Source organism: Novosphingobium sp. TCA1 (genome assembly GCF_009811895.1).
Lineage (GTDB): Bacteria > Pseudomonadota > Alphaproteobacteria > Sphingomonadales > Sphingomonadaceae > Novosphingobium > Novosphingobium panipatense_A.
In genome coordinates this window covers 57,509-79,820 of the sequence record NZ_BLJH01000010.1, presented here as the reverse complement: position 1 = coordinate 79,820, position 22,312 = coordinate 57,509, and the positions used below count along the sequence as shown (strand labels likewise).

At 66.0% G+C, this 22,312-nt stretch carries 13 protein-coding genes; 5 read left to right on the top strand and 8 right to left on the bottom strand.

Going from position 1 to position 22,312, the window contains the following annotated elements:
• Positions 1–17 precede the first annotated feature (17 nt).
• From NTCA1_RS13395 to NTCA1_RS13370, 6 genes are all read right to left on the bottom strand, one after another.
• Positions 18–1,154, bottom strand: a complete 1,137-nt coding sequence (locus tag NTCA1_RS13395) for a glycosyltransferase family 4 protein (RefSeq protein WP_133084663.1) — start codon at positions 1,152–1,154, stop codon at positions 18–20.
• Positions 1,151–2,338, bottom strand: a complete 1,188-nt coding sequence (locus tag NTCA1_RS13390) for a glycosyltransferase (protein ID WP_133084662.1) — start codon at positions 2,336–2,338, stop codon at positions 1,151–1,153. Before NTCA1_RS13390 ends, NTCA1_RS13395 begins: the two co-directional genes overlap by 4 nt.
• Positions 2,339–2,560: 222 nt before the next feature.
• Positions 2,561–4,255 (bottom strand): arylsulfatase, encoded by a 1,695-nt coding sequence (locus tag NTCA1_RS13385; protein ID WP_133084661.1) that lies wholly within the window; start codon positions 4,253–4,255, stop codon positions 2,561–2,563.
• A 98-nt stretch (positions 4,256–4,353) separates the two neighbouring features.
• Complete coding sequence (locus NTCA1_RS13380; RefSeq protein WP_133084660.1) at positions 4,354–5,307, bottom strand: TauD/TfdA family dioxygenase; 954 nt, start codon at positions 5,305–5,307, stop codon at positions 4,354–4,356.
• 46 nt (positions 5,308–5,353) lie between these two features.
• The gene (locus tag NTCA1_RS13375) at positions 5,354–6,763 is read right to left on the bottom strand and encodes an MFS transporter (protein WP_133084659.1); all 1,410 of its coding nucleotides are present in this window, start codon (positions 6,761–6,763) and stop codon (positions 5,354–5,356) included.
• 32 nt (positions 6,764–6,795) lie between these two features.
• Positions 6,796–9,192 (bottom strand): TonB-dependent receptor, encoded by a 2,397-nt coding sequence (locus NTCA1_RS13370; protein WP_133084658.1) that lies wholly within the window; start codon positions 9,190–9,192, stop codon positions 6,796–6,798.
• A gap of 658 nt (positions 9,193–9,850) precedes the next feature.
• On the opposite strand from NTCA1_RS13370, the gene NTCA1_RS13365 reads away from it, so the two are divergent.
• Together NTCA1_RS13365 and NTCA1_RS13360 are read left to right on the top strand one after the other, a co-directional pair.
• Entirely contained in the window at positions 9,851–10,624 is a 774-nt protein-coding gene (locus NTCA1_RS13365; RefSeq protein ID WP_133084657.1) for an SDR family oxidoreductase, read from the top strand.
• A 499-nt stretch (positions 10,625–11,123) separates the two neighbouring features.
• On the top strand, positions 11,124–12,137 hold the full coding sequence (locus tag NTCA1_RS13360; protein WP_159830881.1) for an isoaspartyl peptidase/L-asparaginase family protein: 1,014 nt from the start codon (positions 11,124–11,126) through the stop codon (positions 12,135–12,137).
• A gap of 283 nt (positions 12,138–12,420) precedes the next feature.
• Here NTCA1_RS13360 and NTCA1_RS13355 read toward each other — a convergent pair whose 3' ends face one another.
• Positions 12,421–12,957, bottom strand: a complete 537-nt coding sequence (locus NTCA1_RS13355; RefSeq protein ID WP_201282486.1) for an Lrp/AsnC family transcriptional regulator — start codon at positions 12,955–12,957, stop codon at positions 12,421–12,423.
• Between the two features lie 86 nt (positions 12,958–13,043).
• A complete protein-coding gene (locus NTCA1_RS13350; protein WP_133084655.1) occupies positions 13,044–15,500 on the bottom strand; it encodes a zinc-dependent metalloprotease in 2,457 nt (818 codons plus the stop codon).
• Positions 15,501–16,119: 619 nt separating this feature from the next.
• Between NTCA1_RS13350 and NTCA1_RS13345 the strand changes: the two genes are divergently transcribed.
• From NTCA1_RS13345 to NTCA1_RS13335, 3 genes are read left to right on the top strand one after another with little or no spacing between them, the layout of a single operon-like run.
• Complete coding sequence (locus NTCA1_RS13345; protein ID WP_159830880.1) at positions 16,120–18,987, top strand: TonB-dependent siderophore receptor; 2,868 nt, start codon at positions 16,120–16,122, stop codon at positions 18,985–18,987.
• A 46-nt stretch (positions 18,988–19,033) separates the two neighbouring features.
• Positions 19,034–20,614 carry an amidohydrolase gene (locus NTCA1_RS13340; RefSeq protein WP_374705189.1) on the top strand — a complete coding sequence of 527 codons (1,581 nt, stop codon included), beginning with the start codon at positions 19,034–19,036 and terminating at the stop codon, positions 20,612–20,614.
• 5 nt (positions 20,615–20,619) lie between these two features.
• Positions 20,620–22,224, top strand: a complete 1,605-nt coding sequence (locus tag NTCA1_RS13335) for an amidohydrolase (protein WP_133084652.1) — start codon at positions 20,620–20,622, stop codon at positions 22,222–22,224.
• Positions 22,225–22,312 lie beyond the last annotated feature (88 nt).

Genomic DNA, 22,312 nt, shown 5'->3' with positions numbered 1-22,312 from the left:
TCGTCTCGAACATTGGCCTAGGCCGCCGGGTTGAGCGCATGGCGCAGTCTGCGGCGGCCCTTGAGCGCGCGATAGGCGGCGGCGGTGCGTTTCGCCACTTCGTCCCAGTCCAGCAGCGTGTCGGGTAGGGGCGGGGCGGAGTCTTCGCCCGGTTCCTCGTGCCCGGCAAGGCGGGCGGCCAGGGCGGAGACGTCTCCCACCGGGAAGTACCGGCTGGCGGGCAGGCCGAGGTCGCGGTTGGGCTGGATGTCGCTGAGCAGGACCGGGCAGCCGCAGGCGAGCGCCTCCAGCGCGGCGATCGGCAGGCCTTCGTGAAAGGACGGCAGCACGAAAAGCGAGGCCTGCCGCAGCAGCACGCCCAGGCGCGGGCGGGGCACCATGCCCAGGAAGCGGATCCGCGGCTCGGCCATGGCCAAGAGGTCCTGCGCGTAGCGGTCGTCCGCGCGGCCCGCCCCGGCGATCACCAGCGTCCGGTTGTCGCCGCTGCGGCGGAAGGCTTCGACAAGGTAGTGGATGCCCTTTTCCGGCACCAGCCGCGCCACGCAGAGGATGTAGTTGCCGGCAACGAGATCGAGCTGCGCCAGAACGTCCTCGTCGCTCTGCGGGGACGGCGGCATGATGCTGACCCCATTGGGGATGAATTCTACCCGGTCCGCCCGCGAAGGATAGCGCCCGCGCATGCGATCGGCGAGCGAGGGCGATACGCAGACGACCCGGTCTGCCGATTGCACGCCGAGCCGCTCGCCCAGCTTGAGCATGAGGCGCGCGCCGCGCCCCCATTTTTCGCGGTCGTAGTCGGCGCCGTGATGGGTCAGCAGCACGCGCAGGCCAAGCAGCCGGGCGAGCGGTGCGAAGAGGGCCGGGCCGACCGCGTGGATATGCACCGCGTCGGCCCCGTGAAGCCGGGCATGGAGGATGCCGATCAGGGTCGAGACCAGAGCCTCGCTGGTGCGGCCGGTCGGGGAATAGAGCGGCTTGAGCGCGACATGGCGGAAGCTCGTCATCGCCGGATCGACGTAGGGCGCGCGGCAGCAGACCTCGATCTCGATGTCGGGTTCGATCGCGGCGATGCGCGGCAGCAGTTCCTCGCAATGGGTCTCCACCCCGCCCATGACGCCGGGAATGCCGCGCAGGCCGGTGACGCAGACTTTCACGAGACTTGCGCCTGGGCGGGCATCCGGGCGGCCATCCGTACGGGCGGCACGGCGTCCATCAGGGCGGCGCGGAACCGCTCGACCGCGCTTTCGACCGAGAAGGCGGCGGCGCGCTGCCGGGCGGCGGCGGAGAAGGCCTCGCGTCTAGGACCGGTCAGTTCGGCCATGCAGCGGGCCATTGCCGCATCGTCATCCATGGCGACCAGCGCGCCGCCCTGCCCGAACGCCGCGCCATTACCCTCGAGATGGACTTCCAGGATCTCGGCCGGGCCGGAAGGGCAATCGGTGGCGACCACGGGCAGGCCGACGGCCATGGCTTCCATCATGGCATTGGGAAATCCCTCGGCATGGGAGGTGAGCAGGTAGCAGCCCGCCCGCGCCAGCACGGCGTAGGGATTGGCGATGAAACCGGCGAAGTGGACGCGTTCCGCCAGGCCCAGCGATGCTGCCAGGGCGGTCAGATCCTCGCGCAGAGGCCCTTCGCCCAGGACGATCAGGTTGCCGCCAGTGCCTGTTTTGCTGCCCAACCTGGCCAGCGCGCGGATGGCCATGGCGGTGTTCTTGTTGTCGACCAGCCGCCCCATCGTCACGAAATCGGCGGTGGTGACGGGGATGGCCGGTTGCTGCTGCGCCAGCACATGGATGCGGTCCATGTCCACCGGGTTGTAGATCACCGAGATGCGATCGGGCGCAATGTCGAAGTCGCTTTCCAGCGTGCGCGCCACGCCTTCGGAGACGGCGATGATGTGCCGCGCCGAAGGGTAGGTTCCCCGGATGAGCAGGCGGCTGAGGAAGCCGAGGCGGCCGGTCCTGAGATGGGCGGTGGTGTTCACGCGCTCGCTGATAACCGCGCCTTTTCCGGTGCGGCGCATGGCGACGATCGCGGCCACGTTGGCGCGGGAGAGAAAGGAGAGCGTCACGTCCGGGCGCAGGCGCCGTACCAGCTTGCGGGTCTGGGTTATGCTGCGCAGCAGGCCGCCGCGCGTGTTCAGGCGTTCGACCCGGACCCCTGCGGGCAGGTGGTAGGCCTCTTCCGCCTCGTTATCGAGCAGGGCCACGGTGATCGCGAACTCTTCGGGGCGGCGGCTGAACTGGTCCACCAGCGTCGTGAACACGCGCTCCGCGCCGCCGCCTGCGAGCGAATTGATGATGAAGAGTGCGTGAAGCGGCGGTGGGGAACGCATGCGACCTCTCGGGGGAGCCTTGAGCGGGTGCAGCGTAACCAGCGCGGGGGCGCGGGGCGATTCAACAAAAGGGCCAGTTCGTGGCCCATCGGGGGTATGGGGCGGAGCCTCTTTCGTCGGCACCGGCCCTTGAAAATCCTGCGATTTATAATCCTGAGATTTCGAGATGCCCCGGCCCTTCGCCTGGAGTGCGAAGGGCCGGGGACCGGCGCGTGTCCCTTTTTACGGCCGGTAAGGTACGTCGGTGGGCAGGATCACCCCGTTGGCCTTGGCATAGGCATCCCAGTCGGCCGCGAGTTCGCGCAGCTTTTCGGGGCTGCGTGCCGAAAGGTCCTGGGTCTCCCCGGGGTCGCGGGCGATATCGAAGAGGCGCCACTGGCCGTCGCCGATGTCGGTGATCTTCCAGTCGCCCTTGCGCAGTGCGCGGCTGCCGAACAGTTCGGTGCCGAGCGGTTCGTCGGCGGCATGGACGAAGGCGGCCTTGCCTTCCAGCCAGGGGCGGGCGCTCTTGCCGGTGATCGGCAGGACGGTGCGCCCCTGGAACGTGGTGCCGCCGCTCGGCACACCGGCATAGTCGAGCAGGGTGGGCGCAATGTCGGCCACGCTGACATAGGCATTGCCGACCCCGCCGGGATGGGCGAGACCCCTCCCGCTCACGAAGGCAACGGTGCGGGTTCCGCCTTCCGAGGCATAGGCCTTGGTCAGCCAGGACGGTGCCGTGCCCGCCTGTGCCCATTCGGTGCCGTAAGTGATGTAGGAATTGGATTTGCCGCGATTGGCGAAGCTGTTGTCGGCCTCTGCCACCCGGCTGCCGAGCATCTTCGCGCCCGTGGTCCGGTAGTCGAGCCCTTCGGCGCCGTTGTCGGCCAGGAACACGATCACGGTATTGTCCAGTTCGCCGCTGGCGCGCAGCGCCTCGATCACGCGGCCGACGTTGCGGTCCATGCGCTCGACCATGGCGGCATAGATCTCCATGTCGCGCGCGGCCTCGCGCTTGTCCGAGGCCGAGAGCGAATCCCAGCCGCCGCGCGGCGCGCGCACGCTGTGGGCGGCCGTGCCCTTGGCCAGCACGCCGAGCTGCTCCTGCCGGGCGAGGCGGCGGCGGCGGATCTCGTCGAAACCGGCATCGTACTTGCCGCCCTGCCGGGCCACGTCTTCCTCGGGCGCCTGAAGCGGCCAGTGCGGGGCGGTGAAGGCCAGATAGGCGAAGAACGGCTTGCCCGCGCCTTCCTGGCGGCTCTGCCGGAGTTCCGAAATCAGGTTGGTGGCATAAGTGTCGGAGGAATAGAAATCCTTGTCGAGCGCGGGCAGCACCTGCCCGTCGCGCGTATAGGTCGCGCCCCCGCCGGGCTTTGCGCCGGGCTCTGCCGACTGGTCGCGGCCATAGTGGTTCGCGCCGCCCTGGAGCAGGGCGAAGCTGTGCTGGAAGCCGCGCGCATGGGGGTCGAGGTCCGGCGTCAGGCCCAGGTGCCACTTGCCGGAGAGCAGCGTGCGATAGCCGCCAGCCTGGAGGCGTTCGGCCAGGCTGGCGACGTCGCGGCTGAGATAGCCTTCATAGCCGGGCTTGCCCTTCTGGTTGGGCGCGGTCAGTTCCGCCATGCTGCCAAGGCCCGCGCGGTGGTTGTCGGTGCCGGACAGCAGCATGGAGCGCGTCGGCGAACAGGTGGGCGCGGTGTGGAAGCCGGTCAGGCGCAGGCCGTCCAGTGCCAGCTTGTCGAGATTGGGCGTGGCGATCTCGCTGCCGAAGGCGCCCAGATCCGAGAAGCCGAGATCGTCGGCGATGATGACGAGGAAATTGGGGCGGGCCTGCGCGGCCGTGCCGGCCGGAACCGGCGCCTTCGCGGCGACGGGCGCGGCGGTGGAAGCGAGAAGGGCCGCGCCGAGGGCGGCGGCGAAGGCAAGAGGCTTGGATTTCATCAAGAGGTCCTTGGTAGAAAAAGCCCGCACCGCGCCCCGTCTGTCGATGCTGGGGAGCGCGGCGCGGGAAGTGAACGGCCCGTGCAGGGTGTGAGGGATCAGGCCGGTTCGTAACGGGTGGCTTTTTCCTTGCGGGTGGTGCGGCTCTGGCGGCCGTCGATCGCTACCGGCACCGATCCCGCGATCGTCGCGCGGCGCAGGGTGCGGCGCTGGAGGCCGAAATCGGCGACGGCGCGGTGCTGGGTGGCCTGGTTGTCCCAGAACGCCACGTCACCCGGCTGCCAGCGCCAGCGCACGACGTTTTCGGGACGGGTGATGTGTTCCTGAAGGATCGAGAAGATGCGTGCCGAATCCGTCTGGTTCAGCCCGACGATGCGCTTGACGAAATGGCCCAGCAGCAGCCCGCGCTGGCCCGAGACCGGGTGGACGCGCACCAGCGGGTGCTCGGTCTCGTAGACGGTCGAGGCGAAGATGTTCTTGTGGTAGAGCGTGCGCTCCTTCGTGGCATCGTCGTTCCTGGGCGCATTGCCGAGGACTTGCGCATAGTCATAGTCGTTGGAATGGACCGCCCAGAGGCCGTTGACGAGCTGGCGCAGGCTCTCCGGCAGCCCTTCGTAGGCCGTTTCGGTATTGGCCCAGACGGTGTCTCCGCCCGCTTCGGGAATGGTGATCGCGCGCAGGATCGACCCTGCCGGATAGGCATCGGTGAACGTCACGTCGGTATGCCAGCTGGAAGCGGCATAGCCTTCCTTGCTGTCGAGTTCGAGCAGGTAGCGCGAGCCTTCGGCTACCGGCACCGTGGGATGCGCCACCGGATCGCCGAACAGCGAGGCGAACTCCTCGTGGCGCTGGTCGGTCAGTTCGTGCTGGCCGCGGAAGAACACCACCTTGTGGCGGACGAGCGCGTCCTTGATGGCCTGCACGGTATCGGCACCGAGTTCGCCGGAGAGCGTGACGCCCCGGATCTCGGCGCCGATGGTGCCGGTGATCGGCGCCACGTCGAGCGGGGAGGCGGGATCCTTGGCATTGGCGTAAGTGGCAATCGAAGTCATGGCATTCACTCCTTCTTCTTGAATGGGATGGATTATTCGGCCCCGGTCACTCGGCAGGCACCAGAGCTGCGGCGTGGACCTCGTCGCGCGCCTTGAGCTGGCGGCGGATCTCGGCGTGGCGGCCCGCGTCGAGCGGAAACCCGGCGACGAGTGCGGCGGCCAGCGTGTGGGCAAGGGCCGGGCCGAGCGCGAAGACCAGCAGCAGGGCGTTCAGCGCCTCGGGCGTGTTCGTGGCCGCCTTGGGGTCGAAACCGAAGGCCGTCACCAGCGGCAGGGCGATCCCGAAAGCCAAAGCGCCGCCGAGCTTCATCGAGACGCTGAACACCGAGTAGAACAGCCCCACGCGGTCCTCGCCGGTTTCGGCGCGGTGGAGATCGGCGACGTCGGCCACCATCGAGCGCAGCATGAGGTTGCCCGATCCTTGCGACAGGCCCTGGGCGACGGCGAGGGCCATCATCAAGCCGAAACGGTCGGGGGTGAGGAAGACGAGGCCGAAGTTGATGGCGGCCTGTGTCAGCTCCGCAGCCACGGCGGCGCGGCTCTTGCCGAGGTGCAGGCCGATGCGGCGCCAGATCGGCCCGGCCAGCACGCCGAACGAATACTGGAGCAGGAAGAACCCGGCCGCCCATTCGGGGCGCTGGAAATAGATGGTGACGATGAACAGCAGCAGTGCCGTGCGCACGCCCTGACCGGCAGTGACGGCGGCGTCCGCAGCGAGCACGCGCAGCAGCAAGGGGTTGCCGAAGACCGCCTTCAGCGTCCGGCCGAGTGCGAAAGGCTCGGCGCCGGTGGGGGCGCTGGAGTCGGGAACGGCGGTCAGGGTGAGCAGCAGGCCGGGAACCGCGGTGACCAGCACCAGCGTGCCGAACAGGGTAAGGCGCAGCGGGCCGTCGTCCGGGCGTAGCTGGTCGGCCAGCGCGGGCAGCAGCAGCGTCAGCACCAGCGCCCCGGAAGAGAGCAGGGTGAACTGCGAGGCGATCCGCGTGCGCTGGTCGTAATCGCCGCTGATCTCGCCGGACCAGGCCATCAGCGTGGTCTGGGTGATCGAGGCGCCGGTATAGTAGCAGATCACGCCGATCCCGACCCAGGCGAGGGTGGCGCCCTGGGGCGGGAAGAACAGCATGGCGCTGCCGATGATGAACAGCACCCCGCCGCCCGCGATCCAGGGGCGCCGACGACCGAAGCGGCTGACGGTGCGGTCGCTGAGCGAGCCGATCACCGGGTCGAGCAACGAGTTGACGACCTGGCCGATCAGGTAGACCAGTCCCAGCCCGGCCAGCGGAATGGCGTAGTGGCGCGAGAGGATCGCGGGCACGAAGGCCATGATCGGCTGGGCGGCGGCGTAGATCGGCACCGACATGGCGGTGAAGCGCAGGAGGCGCCAGCCGCCGAGCTGTTCCGGTCGTGCCCGGTGTTCCGGTCTCGAATGCCGCCTCGGGAAAGTCTGGTATGCCATGGCAGGCGCCTCCTGGTTGGGAGCGGTGGTTGTCAGAGCTTGGTGCGCAAGGTCGCGCCGAAGGTGCGCGGTTCGCCCACCTGGGCAGTGACCGCGCCGGTGTTCGCGGCGCTGAGGCTGACGAAGTAGTCCTTGTCGAACAGGTTCTTGGCCCAGATCGAGAAGTCCCAGAGGCCGTCCTCGGTCCTCAGCCCGATGCGGCCGTTGGCGATGCCGAAGCCGGGGATCTGCGCCCAGGCCGAGTTCGAGGCCGATGTGTTGAAGTTCGTGCGGTAGGCGTAGTCGGCATGGGCGTAGATACCCACTTCCTTGCCGCCGAGTTCGCCCAGCACGGTGTTGAAGTCCGCGCCGATGGTCCAGGCCCACTTGGGCACGCCGGGCAGCCGCGCGCCCGAGAGATCCTGGATCGCGCCCAGGTTCTGGTATTCGAAGGCCTGCGGGGCATTCCTGTAAGTGACGTAAGTGGCGTCCGTGTAAGTCGCCGAGGCATTGAAGGCGAGGCTGTCGGTCGGGGCGATGTTGAATTCGCCCTCGATCCCGCGCGAGCGGACCTTGGGGATGTTCGAGATGTACTGGCGGCCGACCACGGCGCCTGCCGGAAGATCGGTGATGGTGGTCTGGTAGTCGCTGATCTCGGTCCAGAATCCGGCCGCGTTGAAAGTGGCGCGGCGATCGAGGAACTGGGATTTCACGCCCAGTTCGAAGGCGTCGACCTTTTCCGGCTTCACGTCGGGATCGATCCCGGCGGGCAGGACGGAAAGGTTGAGCCCGCCCGACTTGTTGCCGCGCGAATAGGACCCGTAGACGTTGACGTCCGGGGCGACCTTCCAGTTCAGCGTCACCAGCCCGGAAAGGCTGTCGTCGGTGAAGCTGGTTGCATAGCTGGTGACCGGGTTGAACTGGGTGCGGATGGCGTTGATCGCCGTCTGCTGCGCGGCGGTGAAGCCGGAGATGTCCGCACCGTCCACCCAGTATTGCGAGAAGGCGCCGGACTTCTTCTCATGGGTGAAGCGCAGCCCGGTGGTGAGGGTCAGGGCATCGGTGATGTGCCAGTCGGTCTGGCCGAAGACGGCGAATGTCTTGGTCTCGGGCGTCGAGGTGGAGTTGGATTCGAACCCGTCCAGTGCGGCATTGGCGATCGTCTGGTTGGCATTCGGCAGGTTCCACAAGGCCGCCGCCGGGCCGTAACGCGAAGCGCCGTAGCCGCGCACGATCTGCCAGAAGTAATAGGCGCCGATCACATAGTCGAAGCTGCCGCCGCTCTTCGAGGCCAGGCGGAGTTCCTGGCTGAACTGGCGCTGGCGGTTGGCCTGCTGTGCCTTGGTGACGATCGGCAGCGAGGTGCTGTCGCCGTCGTTGGCGGGGTTCCAGTCCCACCAGCGATAGGCGGTGATCGAGGTCAGCGTCGGCCCGCCGAGGTTCCAGTTGACCTCGCCCGATACGCCGTATCCGGCCATTTCCGACTGGTAGTGGCTGTCCGCTTCGCCCACGCGGTCGAAGGCGTTGAAGCTGGGGAGGGTATAGCCGGGGAAGCGCGCGGCGCGTTGGGCCCAGTTGTTGGCGATGGTCGTGCCGTCCGCATAGGTCGTATGCAGGCCGGCGAAGACGTTGAGGACGTGATTTTGCTTCTGCTTGGCGTAGTCGCCGATGATGCGGACCTCGAAGTCCGGGTCGGGCGTGAAGAGAAGCTGTCCGCGGATGGACTTGTTCAGGTAGTCCTGCGCGCGGGTATTGGTGGTCTTGTTCCAGAGGAACCCGTCGTTCTCGCTGATCGCGCCGGACAGGCGCACGGCCAGCAGGTCCTTGAATATCCCGGCCGAACCCGAGGCGCGAACCTGGTAGAAGCCGTAGTTGCCGATGCTGGCCTCGGCCGAAAGCTCAGGGTCGAAGCTGGGCTTGCGCGAGGTGACGTTGATCACGCCCGAAGTGGTGTTCTTGCCGAACAGCGTGCCCTGCGGGCCGCGCAGCACTTCGATGCCCTGCAGATCGACAAGGTCGAACTGGGCAAGGCCGACGCGGCCGTAGTAGACGTTGTCGATGTAGAAGCCGACGCCGTTTTCCAGCCCATCGTTGGTGAGCGAGATGTTCGAGCCCAGGCCGCGAATGTTGATGTTGGTGTTGCGCGGGTTGTAGGTGATCACCTGAAGGCTGGGGACCTGCTGCTGGATCGAGCCCAGCGTATAGTCGCCGCGCCGTTCCAGGGTGGCGGCGCTGATCACGCTGATGGCGACCGGCACGTCCTGCACGTTCTCGTCGCGGCGGCGCGAGGCGGTGACGACGATGGCCTCTCCGCTGCCGCTATCGGCGATGGCGCTATCGATAGCGGCGCTATTGGGCGCTGCGTTCTCCTCGGCGGCGAGTGCCGGTGCGGTTACGGCCAAGGAAACGGCCAGTGCGAGCGGACTGGCGGTGGTGAAACTGCGAAACATTCAAGTCTATCCCTGTTGCAACTGCGCGCCGGTTTCGTGCCGGGGGTTTCGTTCCGGGCGTCTGATTTCTTTGGATTTTGAAGGGCGCACGGCAGCGACCGGGGCCTGTCGGGCAGGCCCGGATGACGCCGGAACGAGGCGCGTCACGGCCTTGCCGGAAACAGTATGTTCCGGCGCATGGCGTATGGGCGCAGGTCTCTTCGAAGCCGCCGTTGGTCGGTCGGCTATTCGAAAATCCTGCTGTTCAGCCGTGGAGGCGCGTCAGGCGCGCGGGGTCATGGTCTGCATCGTATCACCTCATCGTTGGCGTGAGGGGAACACGATGCCTGGCGCTGTCGCCTGAGCATCGCGCGCTTTAGCGGTTGGTAACGCGGAGCAAGCTGCTTCCCGATCAAATGCCGCGGACCAGGGAACCTTGGATCTGCATGGGCGGCCTGGTCATCCGATCCCGTGCGGTGTGCTTGTCTAGCTATTTGGTTGAGAAAGCATCGTCAAGCGCAAGGTTTTCTATTGCGGCCAATGGCAGGGATTTCGGGGTAAGCGGTGGTACTGTAAAAAGTGCCATTAAAACATGAAGATAGGCTAATACATGGTCAAGGCGGCGGGCTCCTTGAAGTCGGGGCTGGCCGCGAAAGGGCAGGGATTGTAACGGGATGGCATGACTCTTCCTCCTCCCGCGCCGACCGCTCCTACCGCGAAATTTCTCGCTGACCGCACAGCCCTCGTCACCGGCGCGGGCGGCGGATTCGGCCGGGAAATCGCCCTCGGGCTGGCGCGGGCGGGGGCGAGCGTGGTGCTTCACGGCAGGCGGGCAGACGCACTGGAGGCGGTGCGGCGCGATATCCTGGCCGAAGGCGGCGCGGCGCAAGTGGCGGTCTTCGATCTGGCCGACGAAGCGGCGGCGGGGAAAGTGCTGCAGGCGCTGGGACGGATCGATGTCCTGGTGAACAATGCCGGACTTCGCAACCGCCGGAGCATGGACCTGCTCGACCGCGAGGCGGTGCGGACGATGCTGGAGATCAACCTTGTCGCGCCCTTCGACCTTGCGCGCCAGCTCGCGCCCGGCATGGCGGCGGGCGGGCGGATCGTGAACGTCACGTCGATCGCCGGGCAGATCGCCCGCTCCGGCGATGCCGCCTATACCATGGCCAAGGGCGGGCTCGACGCGATGACGCGCGCGCTGGCGGCAGAACTCGGCCCGCGCGGAATCACCGTCAACGCCGTGGCGCCCGGCTACTTCGCGACCGAGGCCAATGCGGCGATGGTCGCGGATCCGGCCGTGGCGGAGCACCTTGCCCGCCGAACCTCGCTGGGACGCTGGGGGCGACCGGAAGAGATCGTCGGGCCGGTGCTATTCCTGGCCTCGGATGCAGCAAGTTATGTGACGGGGCAGGTCATCGGCGTGGACGGCGGCTATCTCGCCCATTTCTGAACGCACGAAAGCGGCGATTCAGGCCCGCCGGTTGAGTTGAGCTTCACGCGGCGGCTGAAATCCATTGTCGGGCAGGGGGCTGACAGTGCGTCATGCCGCGTCCAGTAACCGTAGCCTGTATGGTTTATCGAAAAATGCTTGGTTTAGTGTGGTATCAGCCCGCATCGCGGCAGGCGTCCAGGCGGGGATCAGGCGCTTTCCAAGGTTGAGCAAAGCGCAATCACATTCCGTAAATGCGCGGAGAATGAACCCGCCAAATGACGGAAACCCGTGAATGGTTGCACGTTATGCAACACCGCATTTCTTTTCCTCATTTGCGCAAATCCCGATTCTCGACCACATAGGACGGGCCTTTCAGGCATCCTCTCCCAAAAACTTTTCAAAGGCTGGTCTTCGGACCGGCCTTTTTTTTGTGCTCCCGACGCGCATCGGGTCTTGCATTCGGACGTCTCCTGCCGCGAAGGCGTGGCGGCACCGATCGGCGTCTGGGAGAATTCGAATGCGCGGCAGGTATCTTGCAGGTCTCATCACTCTTGCCCTGGCGAGCGCAGGCCTGGGGGCGGCGTCGGCAGACGCGCCGAAATGGTCGCTGGCGATCCACGGCGGCGCGGGCGTGATCGAGCGGGGTTCGCTCAGCCTCGAACAGGAAAAGGCTTATCGCGAGGGTCTGGACGAGGCCCTGCGCGCAGGCGCCGGGGTGCTCGACAAGGGCGGGACCTCGCTCGATGCCGCTACCGCGGCCATCCATGTGCTGGAGGACAATCCGCTGTTCAATGCGGGGCGCGGCGCCGTTTTCACGGCCGAGGGGCGCAACGAACTCGATGCGGCGATCATGGACGGCCGGACCCTCAAGGCGGGCGCGGTTGCCGGGATCACCCGCACCCGTCACCCGGTGGATGCCGCGCGCGCGGTGATGGATCATAGCCCGCATGTCATGCTCGCAGGGGAAGGTGCGGATCGCTTCTCGCGAGAGCAGGGGCTGGAACAGGTCGATCCCTCATGGTTCCGCACGGAGAAGCGCTGGCAGCAATTGCTGGAATGGCGCAAGAATCACCAGGCGCGGCTCGATCCCACCCATCGCTATGGCACGGTCGGCGCGGTGGCGCTGGATGCCTCGGGCAATCTGGCCGCCGCCACATCGACCGGCGGCATGACCGGCAAGCGCTGGGGCCGCATCGGCGATTCGCCGGTGATCGGCGCAGGTACTTACGCCCGGAACGGGCAGTGCGCGGTTTCCGCGACCGGCTCGGGCGAATACTTCATCCGCGAAAGCGCAGCGCGGCAAGTCTGCGACCGGGTGGCCTACCTGCACCGGCCCCTTGCCGCCGCCGCGCAGGAGACGATCGATTCGGTCGGCGCCATCGGCGGAGACGGCGGCCTGATCGCGATGGGTCCGGAAGGCATGCCCGCCTTCGCGCTCAATTCCCCGGGCATGTACCGGGGGCAGGTTGCTGCCGGTAGCGCGCCGCAGACTGCAATCTATGCGGACGAAGCGCTTCCGGCGAAGAAGTGAGGGACGGGTCTAGGGCGTAAACTCATAAATGACACCATCGAGGCGCCCGAATGGCGAACAGCTCGGGCCGAAGTGGCCGCGGGGCGGGCTGGTTGCCCGTCCAAGGTCGCTTCGGTTCTAGATGGAAGCCATTCGGGCGTCCCTGCGGGATTTGACCAAAATGGCCCAGCGCTGCGTCGGCAGGACTTGAAATATCGACATATTCCTTCGCCCTGCCTTCTTGCGCTGAGCCATTTTGCCTCAAACCTCGATGGTGTCATTTATGAGTTTACGCCCTAGTCCGTCACCGCAGTCCCCCGAGGATCACCGGCGCGATTTGCCGGTTGGCCACTTCGCGCAATACGAAGCTGCTGCGGATGCGCGATACGTGGGGGAGGACCGACAGTTCCTTGCGGTAGATCATGTCGTAATCCTCCAGTGAATGCACGTTGAGGATCATGAGGAAGTCGGTATCGCCCGAGATGAATGCGCAGAAACGCATCGACGGGCTCTGTAGAACGGCAGTCTCGAAATCCTGAAGCACGTTCTCGGCCTGGGACACGAGTTCGATCGACACCACCACCAATGTGCCGAAGCCCAGCGCGGCGGCGTTGAGATTGGCGGAGTAATTGGTGATGTGCCCGGATTCCTCCAGGATCTTGCGCCTGCGCGCCACGGCGGTGCTGGAGAGATGGACTTTCTCCCCCAGCCATACGTCGGAAGCGCGCCCGTCGCTGACCAGGGCGCGCATGAGGCGAAAATCGGTCTCGTCCAGTTGATGCAAGGCGGGGCGGCTCCCATGGAGATGATGCGCAGTCATCTGGCCGGTTCGGATATCCATGGCAGTTCGCGTCCCCTGTTGTTTATGTGAAGGAGTATGACCGCGATCTTTCTGAATTCAAACCGGATGCGAACGTTTTTGTTGTTTTATTCCATCGTTTCGTCGAACCAGCCGGTCTCTCCGCCGATCGGCATGCCTGCAGGGACTGCCGGACGGGGCCTGCCGGACTTGTCGATCTCCGCCTGAAGGCGCTTCGGGTCGGTCAAGGTCGCGGCGACGGCGCGTTCCCACAGGGCGCGGGACGATTCGCCTCCGGCTTTCGCATATGTGCGGGAAAGCGCGATGAGATAGCCGTCGAGTTCGGCGGCGACGTCTGCCGGGGTTTCGGCGTCGTGGGCGGAGGCGGCGATCGAGAGGATCGTGCGGTGGGCGATGCGGCGCCCGGCGGCGCTGTCATGCGCGGCGATCACCGGCTGAAGTTTGGCAAGCAGGGTTTCGACGCCGGGCTGGGCGCTGTCGTAGCCGTGCTGGATCTGAAGCCGGGCCAAGCGCGCGGGGGCCAGCAGGCTGTCCAGCGTGACTTGCGCCGCCACTTCGGCCGCTACCAGCGGATCGAACACCGCCGATCCCGCGCTGCGCAGGAATTCGCGCTGCGCCTCGGCATCGGGCCGGGCGCTGGTGCCGCTGGACAGCATCATCGAGAGCGCGGCGGGGACCGTCAGTTCCCGTTCGGAGAGGGTTCCCACCAGGGCATCGATTGCGGCGAGCTGCTCGGCGGCAGGTACGGGGCTTGGCGCGGGGCGCCCGTCGCCCGCCACGGCATAGTCGTAGCGCACGCCGCCCACGATCTTGCCGGTGGCGTCCACCGAATAGCGGTGGAACAGCCAGATCGGCACGAACTTGCGGCGCAAGTTGGACAGCGGCTCGCCCGAATGCAGCACGTGCGGGCCGAAAGTATCGAGCGCGATGCGGCGGACCTGCATGGTATGGGCAAGGTCCTCGGGCTTGTCCTGCCCTTCGGTCCACATGTTGACGCCGGGAACGGCGAGGTCCGCTGCGCGGCCGTCGATATCGGTGCCGAAGATGAAACCGGCGGCATGGGCGGCGACGGCCTTGTCGGCGGCCGCCTTATCGGGATCGACGCCGGGCGCGGGCTGGCCGTAGAGCCAGTCCACGGTGAACTTGTCCCAGGCGCCGATGCCGGCGGCATAGGCGTCGCCGAGGTCCAGCTTCCCATTCGCGATGGCGACTTTCGGCCCCGGATAGTCCATCACCGAGGCGCGGTCCTGAAGACTGGCCGAGAAGTTGTGGACGAAGCCGATGGCATGGCCCACTTCATGCGCGCCGAGCTGGCGGATGCGGGCGAGCGAGACGCGGACCGGATCGTTGGCGGTGCCGGTATCGTCCCCGGCGGTTCCCACCAGGGCTTCGAAGATCGAGATGTCCTGCCGGACGCGCAAGGCGCCGAGCACGACGTTGCCCTTGACGATCTCTCCGGTGCGCGGATCGATCACGCCGCCGCCGTAGGACCAGCTGCGGTTCTGGCGGTCCGCCCAGTTGACCACGTTATAGCGCACGTCCTGCGGATCGACGCCTGCGGGAAGGATCTCGGCCCGGAACGCACCGATGAAGCCGGCGGCGTCGAAGGCATCGGCCCACCACTGCACGCCTTCGGCCAGCGCGGTGCGGATCGGCTCCGGTGCGGCGCTGTCGATATAGAAGACGATGGGCTTCTTCACCGGCGAGCGCGCAGCTGTGGGGTCGGTCTTTTCGAGGCGGAAATGGTTGGCGTATTCGGTCAGCACGGGTGAGCCGAGCGGGGTGCCGAAATCGTAGACCTGGGTGGCGTGGGCGCCGGAGCGGATGTCGAAGCGGCGCGGCACGAAGCCCGGCTCGGGCAGGGCCACCAGCGAGGAATGAACGGTGAAGCTGACCATGCGCGGGTCCGGCGCGATCGTCTCCACTTCGCGGCCCGGCGTGTCGGACACGAAGGTCTGCACGGCCTCGAACTCGATATTGCGGGGGAAGACCTTGACCGCGGCGGTATCGACCGCGCTCAGCTTGTCGGAAATGCGAAAGCCTTTCGCGGCGGCACCGAGGGCGCCGGCAAGGTCCATGGCGTCGCTGGTGAGAAGGGGCGTCAGGTCCACGGTGGCACCCGCTCCTGAAGCGTTTTCCACGATATCGAGCATGGCGACGGTGCTGAAGGGAAAGCTGGCGCGGGCGCCCTGGAGCACGGCGGCGTCGCCGCTGGCCGTATAGCGCGGGTTTTCGAAGAGCACGGCCACTTTGGCGCCCATGCGCCTGAAGGCCAGCACGCGGGTTTCGCCCTGCATGCCGCGATCGATGCGGATATCGGCGGAGCCCAGCCCGGTCTTGATCGCCTGGGTGAACAGGTAGCGGCCGGAAATGCCCTCGGAGTCGGCAGCGGGAAGGGTGAGCAGGACCTTGCCCTTGTCGCCGTCCACCGAGACTGGAAGCAGGGCACCGTCGGGTGAACTCTTCACCGGGTTGGGCGCGGCCATGGCCTGCACGGCGGGCAGGACGGCAAGGCTGGCCGTCGCTGTGAACAGGACGTGCTTCAACGAGGTGACGATAGACATGATTGCTTCCCTCATGACCCGGCCGGCGTTCTTCCGGCTTCGTTCCGGCGCCGCGTGCTTGTTGCGCCGCAGCATCGAGGTGACCCTAACAGAAATGCCCGCGCCGGTTCCCCGTTCTTATCGGGTCTGAGGAGGGTGTCGGGTTTGAAATCCTGCTCGAAAATCGGAAATCGCGTGAAATTCCATAAGAGAGCTGCATTTGCGGGTCGGCTTCCACCAAACCATGGCGATTGCTGCACTGCATTTCACGAATCACCCGGTTTCCGCTCGCCCGGAACGAACGCGTTTTGCAGGGCGCGTGTAAATATCCGTCGCGTTTGCCGTCCTCATTGATGGAATCTGTCAAAAACGTGCTGCAATCGAGCAATGTTTCGTGGGATTGCACAGGCCCTTCTCGCTAAGATCGACCCGTCCCGGCGAAGCGCCACAAAGGTGCAGCCGGGATGGATGGGACCACCGGAAACGCGTGGTCAGGGGAAAACGGGTTGCATGACAACGGACGGCACCGCGCATCGCGGCGCTTCGTCCGGCACGCCTGGGACTGCCTTTCTCATCCTCGCGGGACGGGACACCTGTTGGTGAAAAATAAGGTTCAGATCCCGGAGGATTACCCATGCACATGAGGTCGACCCAGACGCCGCCCCCGCCGCACCGCCAGCCCGGGAAGCGCGCGCTGCTCCTGGCAACGGCGGCCGTACCCCTCCTGATCGCGGCGCCTGCCATGGCCCAGGAAGCGGTGCCGGAAGCCGTCGAGAGCGAAGCACCCATGACCGAAGTGGTCGTTACCGGATCGCGCATCGTTCGCGACGGCTACAGCGCGCCCACGCCGGTGGCGGTGCTGGGCGAGGCGGATATCGCCGCGCAGGCGCCCGCGAACATTTCGGACTTCGTGAACCAGCTTCCCGCCATCGCGGGCAGCGGCACTTCGGGCACCCAGTCCGGCGGCCTTTCGAACGCCGCGGCAGGCATCAACTCGATCGGTCTGCGCGGCCTGGGCGTAGGGCGCACCCTGGTGCTGGTGGACGGCCAGCGCTCCGTCGCCTCCTCGGTCGGCGGCACGGTGGACATCAACACGATCCCGCAGGACCTTGTGAAGCGGGTCGAAGTGATCACCGGCGGCGCCTCGGCGGCCTATGGTTCGGACGCGGTGGGCGGTGTCGTCAACTTCATCCTCGACACCGGCTACAAGGGCTTCAAGTTCTCCGCCGATACCGGGCTTTCGACGTACGGTGACGGTTTCAACTACCGCCTTTCGGGCACGGCGGGCTTTTCGCTGCTGGACGACCGGCTGCACTTGCTCACCAACGTCTCGTGGTTCCATCAGGACCGCGAGGAAGGGATCGACCGCGACTGGAACGACAGCGGTTACTTCATGATCAACAACCCGGCCTATAACGGCACCAACGGCGAGCCGCAGCGCCTGGTGCTGGGCGGGGTCGGGCCTTCGGGCTATACCGCAGGTGGTCTGGTCAGCAGCGGCCCGCTGCGCGGCACCTACTTCCTGGGCGCGGGCCAGACCGCGCAGCTCAACTACGGCACAGTGTCCAGCCCGTGGATGATCGGGGGCGACTGGCAGACGACATTGGCGGGCCATGTCGGCACCAATACGCTGGTTCCGCTCGACGAACGGCTGAGCGTGTTCCAGCGCGCCTCGTTCGAGATCACCCCCAGCGTCGAGATCTTCGGGCAGTTTTCCTACAACCGCTCGATCAGCGCGAGTTCCTATCAGCAGACGCCCAGCACCGGCGTGACCATCGCCGCGGACAACGCCTACCTGCTCAGCCAGTATCCCACCGTCGCCGCGCAGATGGCGGCGCAGGGCCTGTCCTCGATCACAATCGGCACTTCCAACGCCGGTTTTCCGATCCCCGGCAGCGACAACAAGCGCGAGGTCTATCGCTTCGTCGGCGGGGCCAAGGGCAATCTGGGCCTGTTCGGCAATTCGATGGCCTGGGACGCCTACTATCAGAAGGGCGTGACCAAGACCCGCGAGGCGCTGACCAATTCCTGGATCAACGCGCGCATGGCGCTGGCGCAGGACGCGGTCTTCGCGGCCGACGGCAGCATCGTCTGCCGCTCCACCCTGAGCAATCCCGGCAACGGCTGCGTGCCTATCGACCGGCTCGGCACCGACGGCCCTTCCCAGGAAGCGCTGAACTACATCTTCAACGACGGCAATCAGCCGCTGCGCCGCCAGACCATCAAGCAGGACGTTGCCGCCGCGACGATCAGCGGCGAACTGTTCGACCTTCCGGCGGGGCCGCTGTCGATGGCGACCGGCGTGGAATGGCGGCGGGAGCAGATCAACGGTTCGGTCGATCCGATGTACAATTCGGGCTGGCTCTACGGCAACTACCGCGTCAACCGGGGCAAGTATGACGTCTACGAGGGCTTCCTCGAACTCGATATCCCGATCGTGGACGGCGTGAACGTCAATGCCGCCGCGCGCGGCACGCATTACTCGACATCGGGCTGGGTGGGCACCTGGAAGGTCGGCGCCAACTGGCAGGTCGTCGACGACTTCCGCCTGCGCGGCAATATCAGCCACGACATCCGCGCACCCAACCTGGAGGAACTCTTCGCAGCAGGCACGGCGCGCACCAATACCGTCATCATCCCGGCAGGCGCCAATGCGCCGGTCACCGGATCGCAGCAGTTCGTGCAGAACGCCTTCGGCAACCCGGACCTCATGCCCGAAAAGGCCAATAGCTGGACCCTGGGCGGCGTCTTCACGCCTTCGTTCCTGCCCGGCTTCAGTGCCTCGGTCGATTACTACCAGATCAAGATCAAGGACGCGATCGGCTCCATCACCGCGCAGCAGACGGTCGATCTCTGCTACGACCAGGGCGTTGCCGCCTATTGCCCCAACATCAAGTTCGTGAACGGGGCGCTCAGCACGATCGACCTCACCCCGATCAACTTCTCCACCCAGAAGACCAGCGGGCTCGACTTCGAGGCGAGCTATGCCTTCCCGATCGGGCCGGGCCAGTTCCGCATCCACGGCCAGGCGACGCACTATATCGAGAACGTGATCGACGACGGCATCAGCTTCCCGATCGACTATGCCGGGGTGCTTTCCAGCGGCACTTACGCCTCGCCCGACTGGGTCTACCGCGTCAGCGCCTTCTACGAGCTGGACGACGTGACCTTCAACCTCGTCGGTCGCGGTTTCACCGACGGCGTCTACAGCAACGAGTGGATCGAGTGTAACGGCAACTGCCCTGCCAGCACCGCGCAGAACCGCACGATCAATGACAACAACATCGACGGCGCGCTCTACTTCGACGGTTCGGTGGACTTCAAGTTCCCGGCCCTGAACGGGACCGGCCACCTGACTTTCATCGTCAACAACCTGCTCGACAAGGATCCGGTGCTTGTCGGCAACGGTCCCGACGGCAACAACGTGCCTGCCTATGCCCAGACCAACCGCAGCCGTTACGACGTGATCGGCCGCACCTTCCGCGTGTCGGCCAAAGTGGAATTCTAAGGTCGCGAGAGGAGAAGAGAAAATGCGCCTGTTTACCCGCACCATTATGACCGCCGCCCTTGCCGGTGCCGCGCTCGTCCAGCCTCTCGCGGTCACTGCCGCCCATGCGGAGGCTTCGCCGGAACTGAAGAAGGAAGTCGCCGCCGAAGTGGAGGCGCAGCGCAAGCAGATCCAGGTCATGGTGGACCAGATCTTCAGCTTCGCGGAGCCCGGCTTCCAGGAAGTGAGGACCAGCGAATACCTGACCGGCATTCTCCAGAAAAACGGCTTCACCGTGACCAAGGGCGTTGCCGGCATTCCCACCGCCTTCACCGCCACCTGGGGCAAGGGCGGGCCGAAGATCGCGCTGGGCAGCGATATCGACGACGTGCTGGGCGTGTCGCAAGTGCCGGGCCTGCCTTATGTGAAACCCATGGTGGACGGCGCGCCGGGCCACGGAGAAGGGCACAATTCCGGCATGCCGCTGATGGTCGCCGCCGCCATCGCCACCAAGAAGGTGATGGAAAAGCACGGCATCGAGGGACGGCTCATGCTCTGGCCGGGGGTTGCCGAGGAACTGCTGGCGACCAAGGCCTATTACGTGCGGGCGGGCATGTTCAAGGACGTCGATGCCTCGATCTTCACCCATGTCAGTTCGGACTTCGGCACCGCCTATGGCGAGCTGGGCATGAACGGCATGGTCTCGGTGGAGTACAGCTTCAAGGGCAAGACCGCGCACTCGGCAGGCATGCCCTGGGACGGACGCAGCGCGCTCGATGCGGTGGAGATCATGGACGTCGCCTGGAACTTCCGCCGCGAACATCTGCCGCTCACCCAGCGATCGCACATGATCATCACCAATGGCGGCGGGCAGCCGAACGTGGTGCCGGACAAGGCCTCGGTCTGGTATTTCTTCCGCGAGCGCACATTCGCGGACATCCGCAAGCTTTACGAGACCGGCAACGACATCGCCAAAGCCGCCGCGCTCGCCACCGGCACCACCGTGACGCAGAAGACGCTGGGCTATGCCGCGCCCAACTTCGGCAACAAGCCGCTGGCCGAGGCGGCTTACGTCAATATCAAGGCCGTCGGCATGCCGCAGTGGAGCGCCGCCGACCAGGCCTTCGCCAAGGCCGCGCAGACGCTGAACGAGCGAAAGGTGGAACCGCTCAAGAGCGAGGTTTCCGAGCTTTCGACCCCGGAGAACCGCAAGCCCTCCATGGGCGGCGGCTCGGACGATATCGGCGACGTCATGTGGGCGGTGCCGACGATTACCATCCGCTTCCCCTCCAACATCCCCAACATGATCGGCCACAACGCCACGTCGGCTTTCGCCATGGCCACGCCGATCGCGCACAAGGGCGTGGAAGCGGGGGCCAAGGCCGTGGCCATGACCGTGCTGGACCTGATGACGACGCCGAAGATCATCGCCGATGCCAAGGCCTATTACACCGACGTCCAGCTCAAGACCGACACTTACGCGCCGGTCCTGACCGATGCCGATGTCCCGGCGATCTGGCTCAACGAGCGCAACATGCAGCTCTATCGCCCGCTGATGGAGAAGTACTACTACAATCCGGCGAAGTACCCGAGCTACCTCGACCAGTTGGGCATCAAGTACCCCACCCTGGCCGCGCCGAAGGAGTGACGGCCATGAGGGGGAAAACCGCAAGCCTTGCCCTTGCCGCAGCACTGGCCGGAACCGCTCTGGGAGCGGCTCCGGCAAGCGCCGCCGCCGACCCGGCGGTGAAGCAGGAAGTCGCCGCCGCCGTGGAGGCGCAGCGCAAGCAGATCCAGGTCATGGTCGACCAGATCTACAGCTTCGCCGAGCCGGGCTTCCAGGAGCAGAAGACCAGTGAATACCTGATCGGCATCCTCGAAAAGAACGGCTTCACCGTTCAGCGCGGCATTGCCGGTGTGCCCACCGCCTTCACCGCCAGCTGGGGCAAGGGCGGGCCGAAGATCGCGCTGGGCAGCGATATCGACGGCTTGCTGGGCATTTCGCAAGTGCCGGGCGTGGCCGAGGTGAAACCGGTCGTGGAAGGGGCGCCGGGGCACGGCGAGGGCCACAACTCGGGCATGCCGCTGATGGTGGCCGCTGCCATCGCCGCCAAGCAGGTGATGCAGAAGCATGGGATCGAGGGGCAGCTGATGCTCTGGCCGGGCGTGGCCGAGGAACTGCTCGGCACCAAGGCCTATTACGTGCGCGCGGGCATGTTCAAGGACGTGGACGTCTCGATCTTCGCCCATGTCGGCACGGGTTTCGGCACCGGCTGGGGCGATCTCGGGCTCAACGGCATGATCTCGGTCCAGTACGACTTCACCGGCAAGACCGCGCATTCGGCAGCCATGCCGTGGGACGGGCGCAGCGCGCTGGACGGGGTGGAGCTGATGGACGTCATGTGGAACTTCCGGCGGGAGCATCTGCCGCTGACCCAGCGCTCGCACAACGTCATCGTCGAAGGCGGCGGCCAGCCCAATGTCGTGCCGGCCCATGCCTCCGACTGGTATTATTTCCGCGAGCGCGATTTCGCCGCGCTGCGGGGGCTCTACGAGACCGGCAATACGATTTCCGAGGCCGCGGCCCTGGCGACCGGCACGAAAGTCACGCGCAAGGTGCTGGGCTTCGCGGCGCCCAACTATGCCAACCGTCCCTTGGCAGAGGCGCTCCAGGCCAATATCGAGACGGTCGGCGTGCCACAGTGGTCGGCGGCCGATCAGGGCTTCGCCAGGGCGGTGCAGACCCGCAACGGATTGAAGCAGGAGCCGCTGCCGGACAAGGTCACGCCGCTTTCCACGCCGGAAACGCGAACCGGCCCGGGGCTAGGCGCTTCGGACGATATCGGCGATGTCATGTGGACGGTGCCGACCGTTACGATCAGCTATCCGGCCAATATTCCCAACGTGATCTTTCACCATTCCACGGCGGCCATGGCGATGGCGACCCCGATCGCTCACAAGGGCACCGTGGTGGGTGCGAAGGCCGTGGCGATGACCATTCTCGACATCGCGACGACGCCGCAACTGGTCACCGAGGCGAAGACCTGGTTCACCAATGTCCAACTCAAGGGCCAGAAATACGATCCGCTGATCGCCGCCACGGACATGCCCGCGATCGATCGCAATGCGCGGGTGATGAAGCAGTTCCGCCCGGAAATGCAGGGCACTTACTACGATCCCGCGAAATACGATTCCTATCTCCAGCAGCTGGGGATCGACTACGCGAAATATGCTGGAGACTCCGGCGCGGGCAAATAGGCTCCGCCGACCGGCCGGGGTGCTCCACCCGATAACCTGCCCCGGCCGGGCCTTTCCTCCAGACGCGAAAAGGGCGCCTGCTTTCGAA

Bases quoted from the DNA above. Each gene is read 5' to 3' on its own strand.
- NTCA1_RS13380 (WP_133084660.1), bottom strand. From the start codon at position 5,307: ATGACTTCGATTGCCACTTACGCCAATGCCAAGGATCCCGCCTCCCCG.
- NTCA1_RS13365 (WP_133084657.1), top strand. From the start codon at position 9,851: ATGACTCTTCCTCCTCCCGCGCCGACCGCTCCTACCGCGAAATTTCTC.
- NTCA1_RS13350 (WP_133084655.1), bottom strand. From the start codon at position 15,500: ATGTCTATCGTCACCTCGTTGAAGCACGTCCTGTTCACAGCGACGGCC.
- NTCA1_RS13370 (WP_133084658.1), bottom strand. From the start codon at position 9,192: ATGTTTCGCAGTTTCACCACCGCCAGTCCGCTCGCACTGGCCGTTTCC.
- NTCA1_RS13345 (WP_159830880.1), top strand. From the start codon at position 16,120: ATGAGGTCGACCCAGACGCCGCCCCCGCCGCACCGCCAGCCCGGGAAG.
- NTCA1_RS13355 (WP_201282486.1), bottom strand. From the start codon at position 12,957: ATGGATATCCGAACCGGCCAGATGACTGCGCATCATCTCCATGGGAGC.
- NTCA1_RS13375 (WP_133084659.1), bottom strand. From the start codon at position 6,763: ATGGCATACCAGACTTTCCCGAGGCGGCATTCGAGACCGGAACACCGG.
- NTCA1_RS13390 (WP_133084662.1), bottom strand. From the start codon at position 2,338: ATGCGTTCCCCACCGCCGCTTCACGCACTCTTCATCATCAATTCGCTC.
- NTCA1_RS13340 (WP_374705189.1), top strand. From the start codon at position 19,034: ATGACCGCCGCCCTTGCCGGTGCCGCGCTCGTCCAGCCTCTCGCGGTC.
- NTCA1_RS13335 (WP_133084652.1), top strand. From the start codon at position 20,620: ATGAGGGGGAAAACCGCAAGCCTTGCCCTTGCCGCAGCACTGGCCGGA.
- NTCA1_RS13360 (WP_159830881.1), top strand. From the start codon at position 11,124: ATGCGCGGCAGGTATCTTGCAGGTCTCATCACTCTTGCCCTGGCGAGC.
- NTCA1_RS13385 (WP_133084661.1), bottom strand. From the start codon at position 4,255: ATGAAATCCAAGCCTCTTGCCTTCGCCGCCGCCCTCGGCGCGGCCCTT.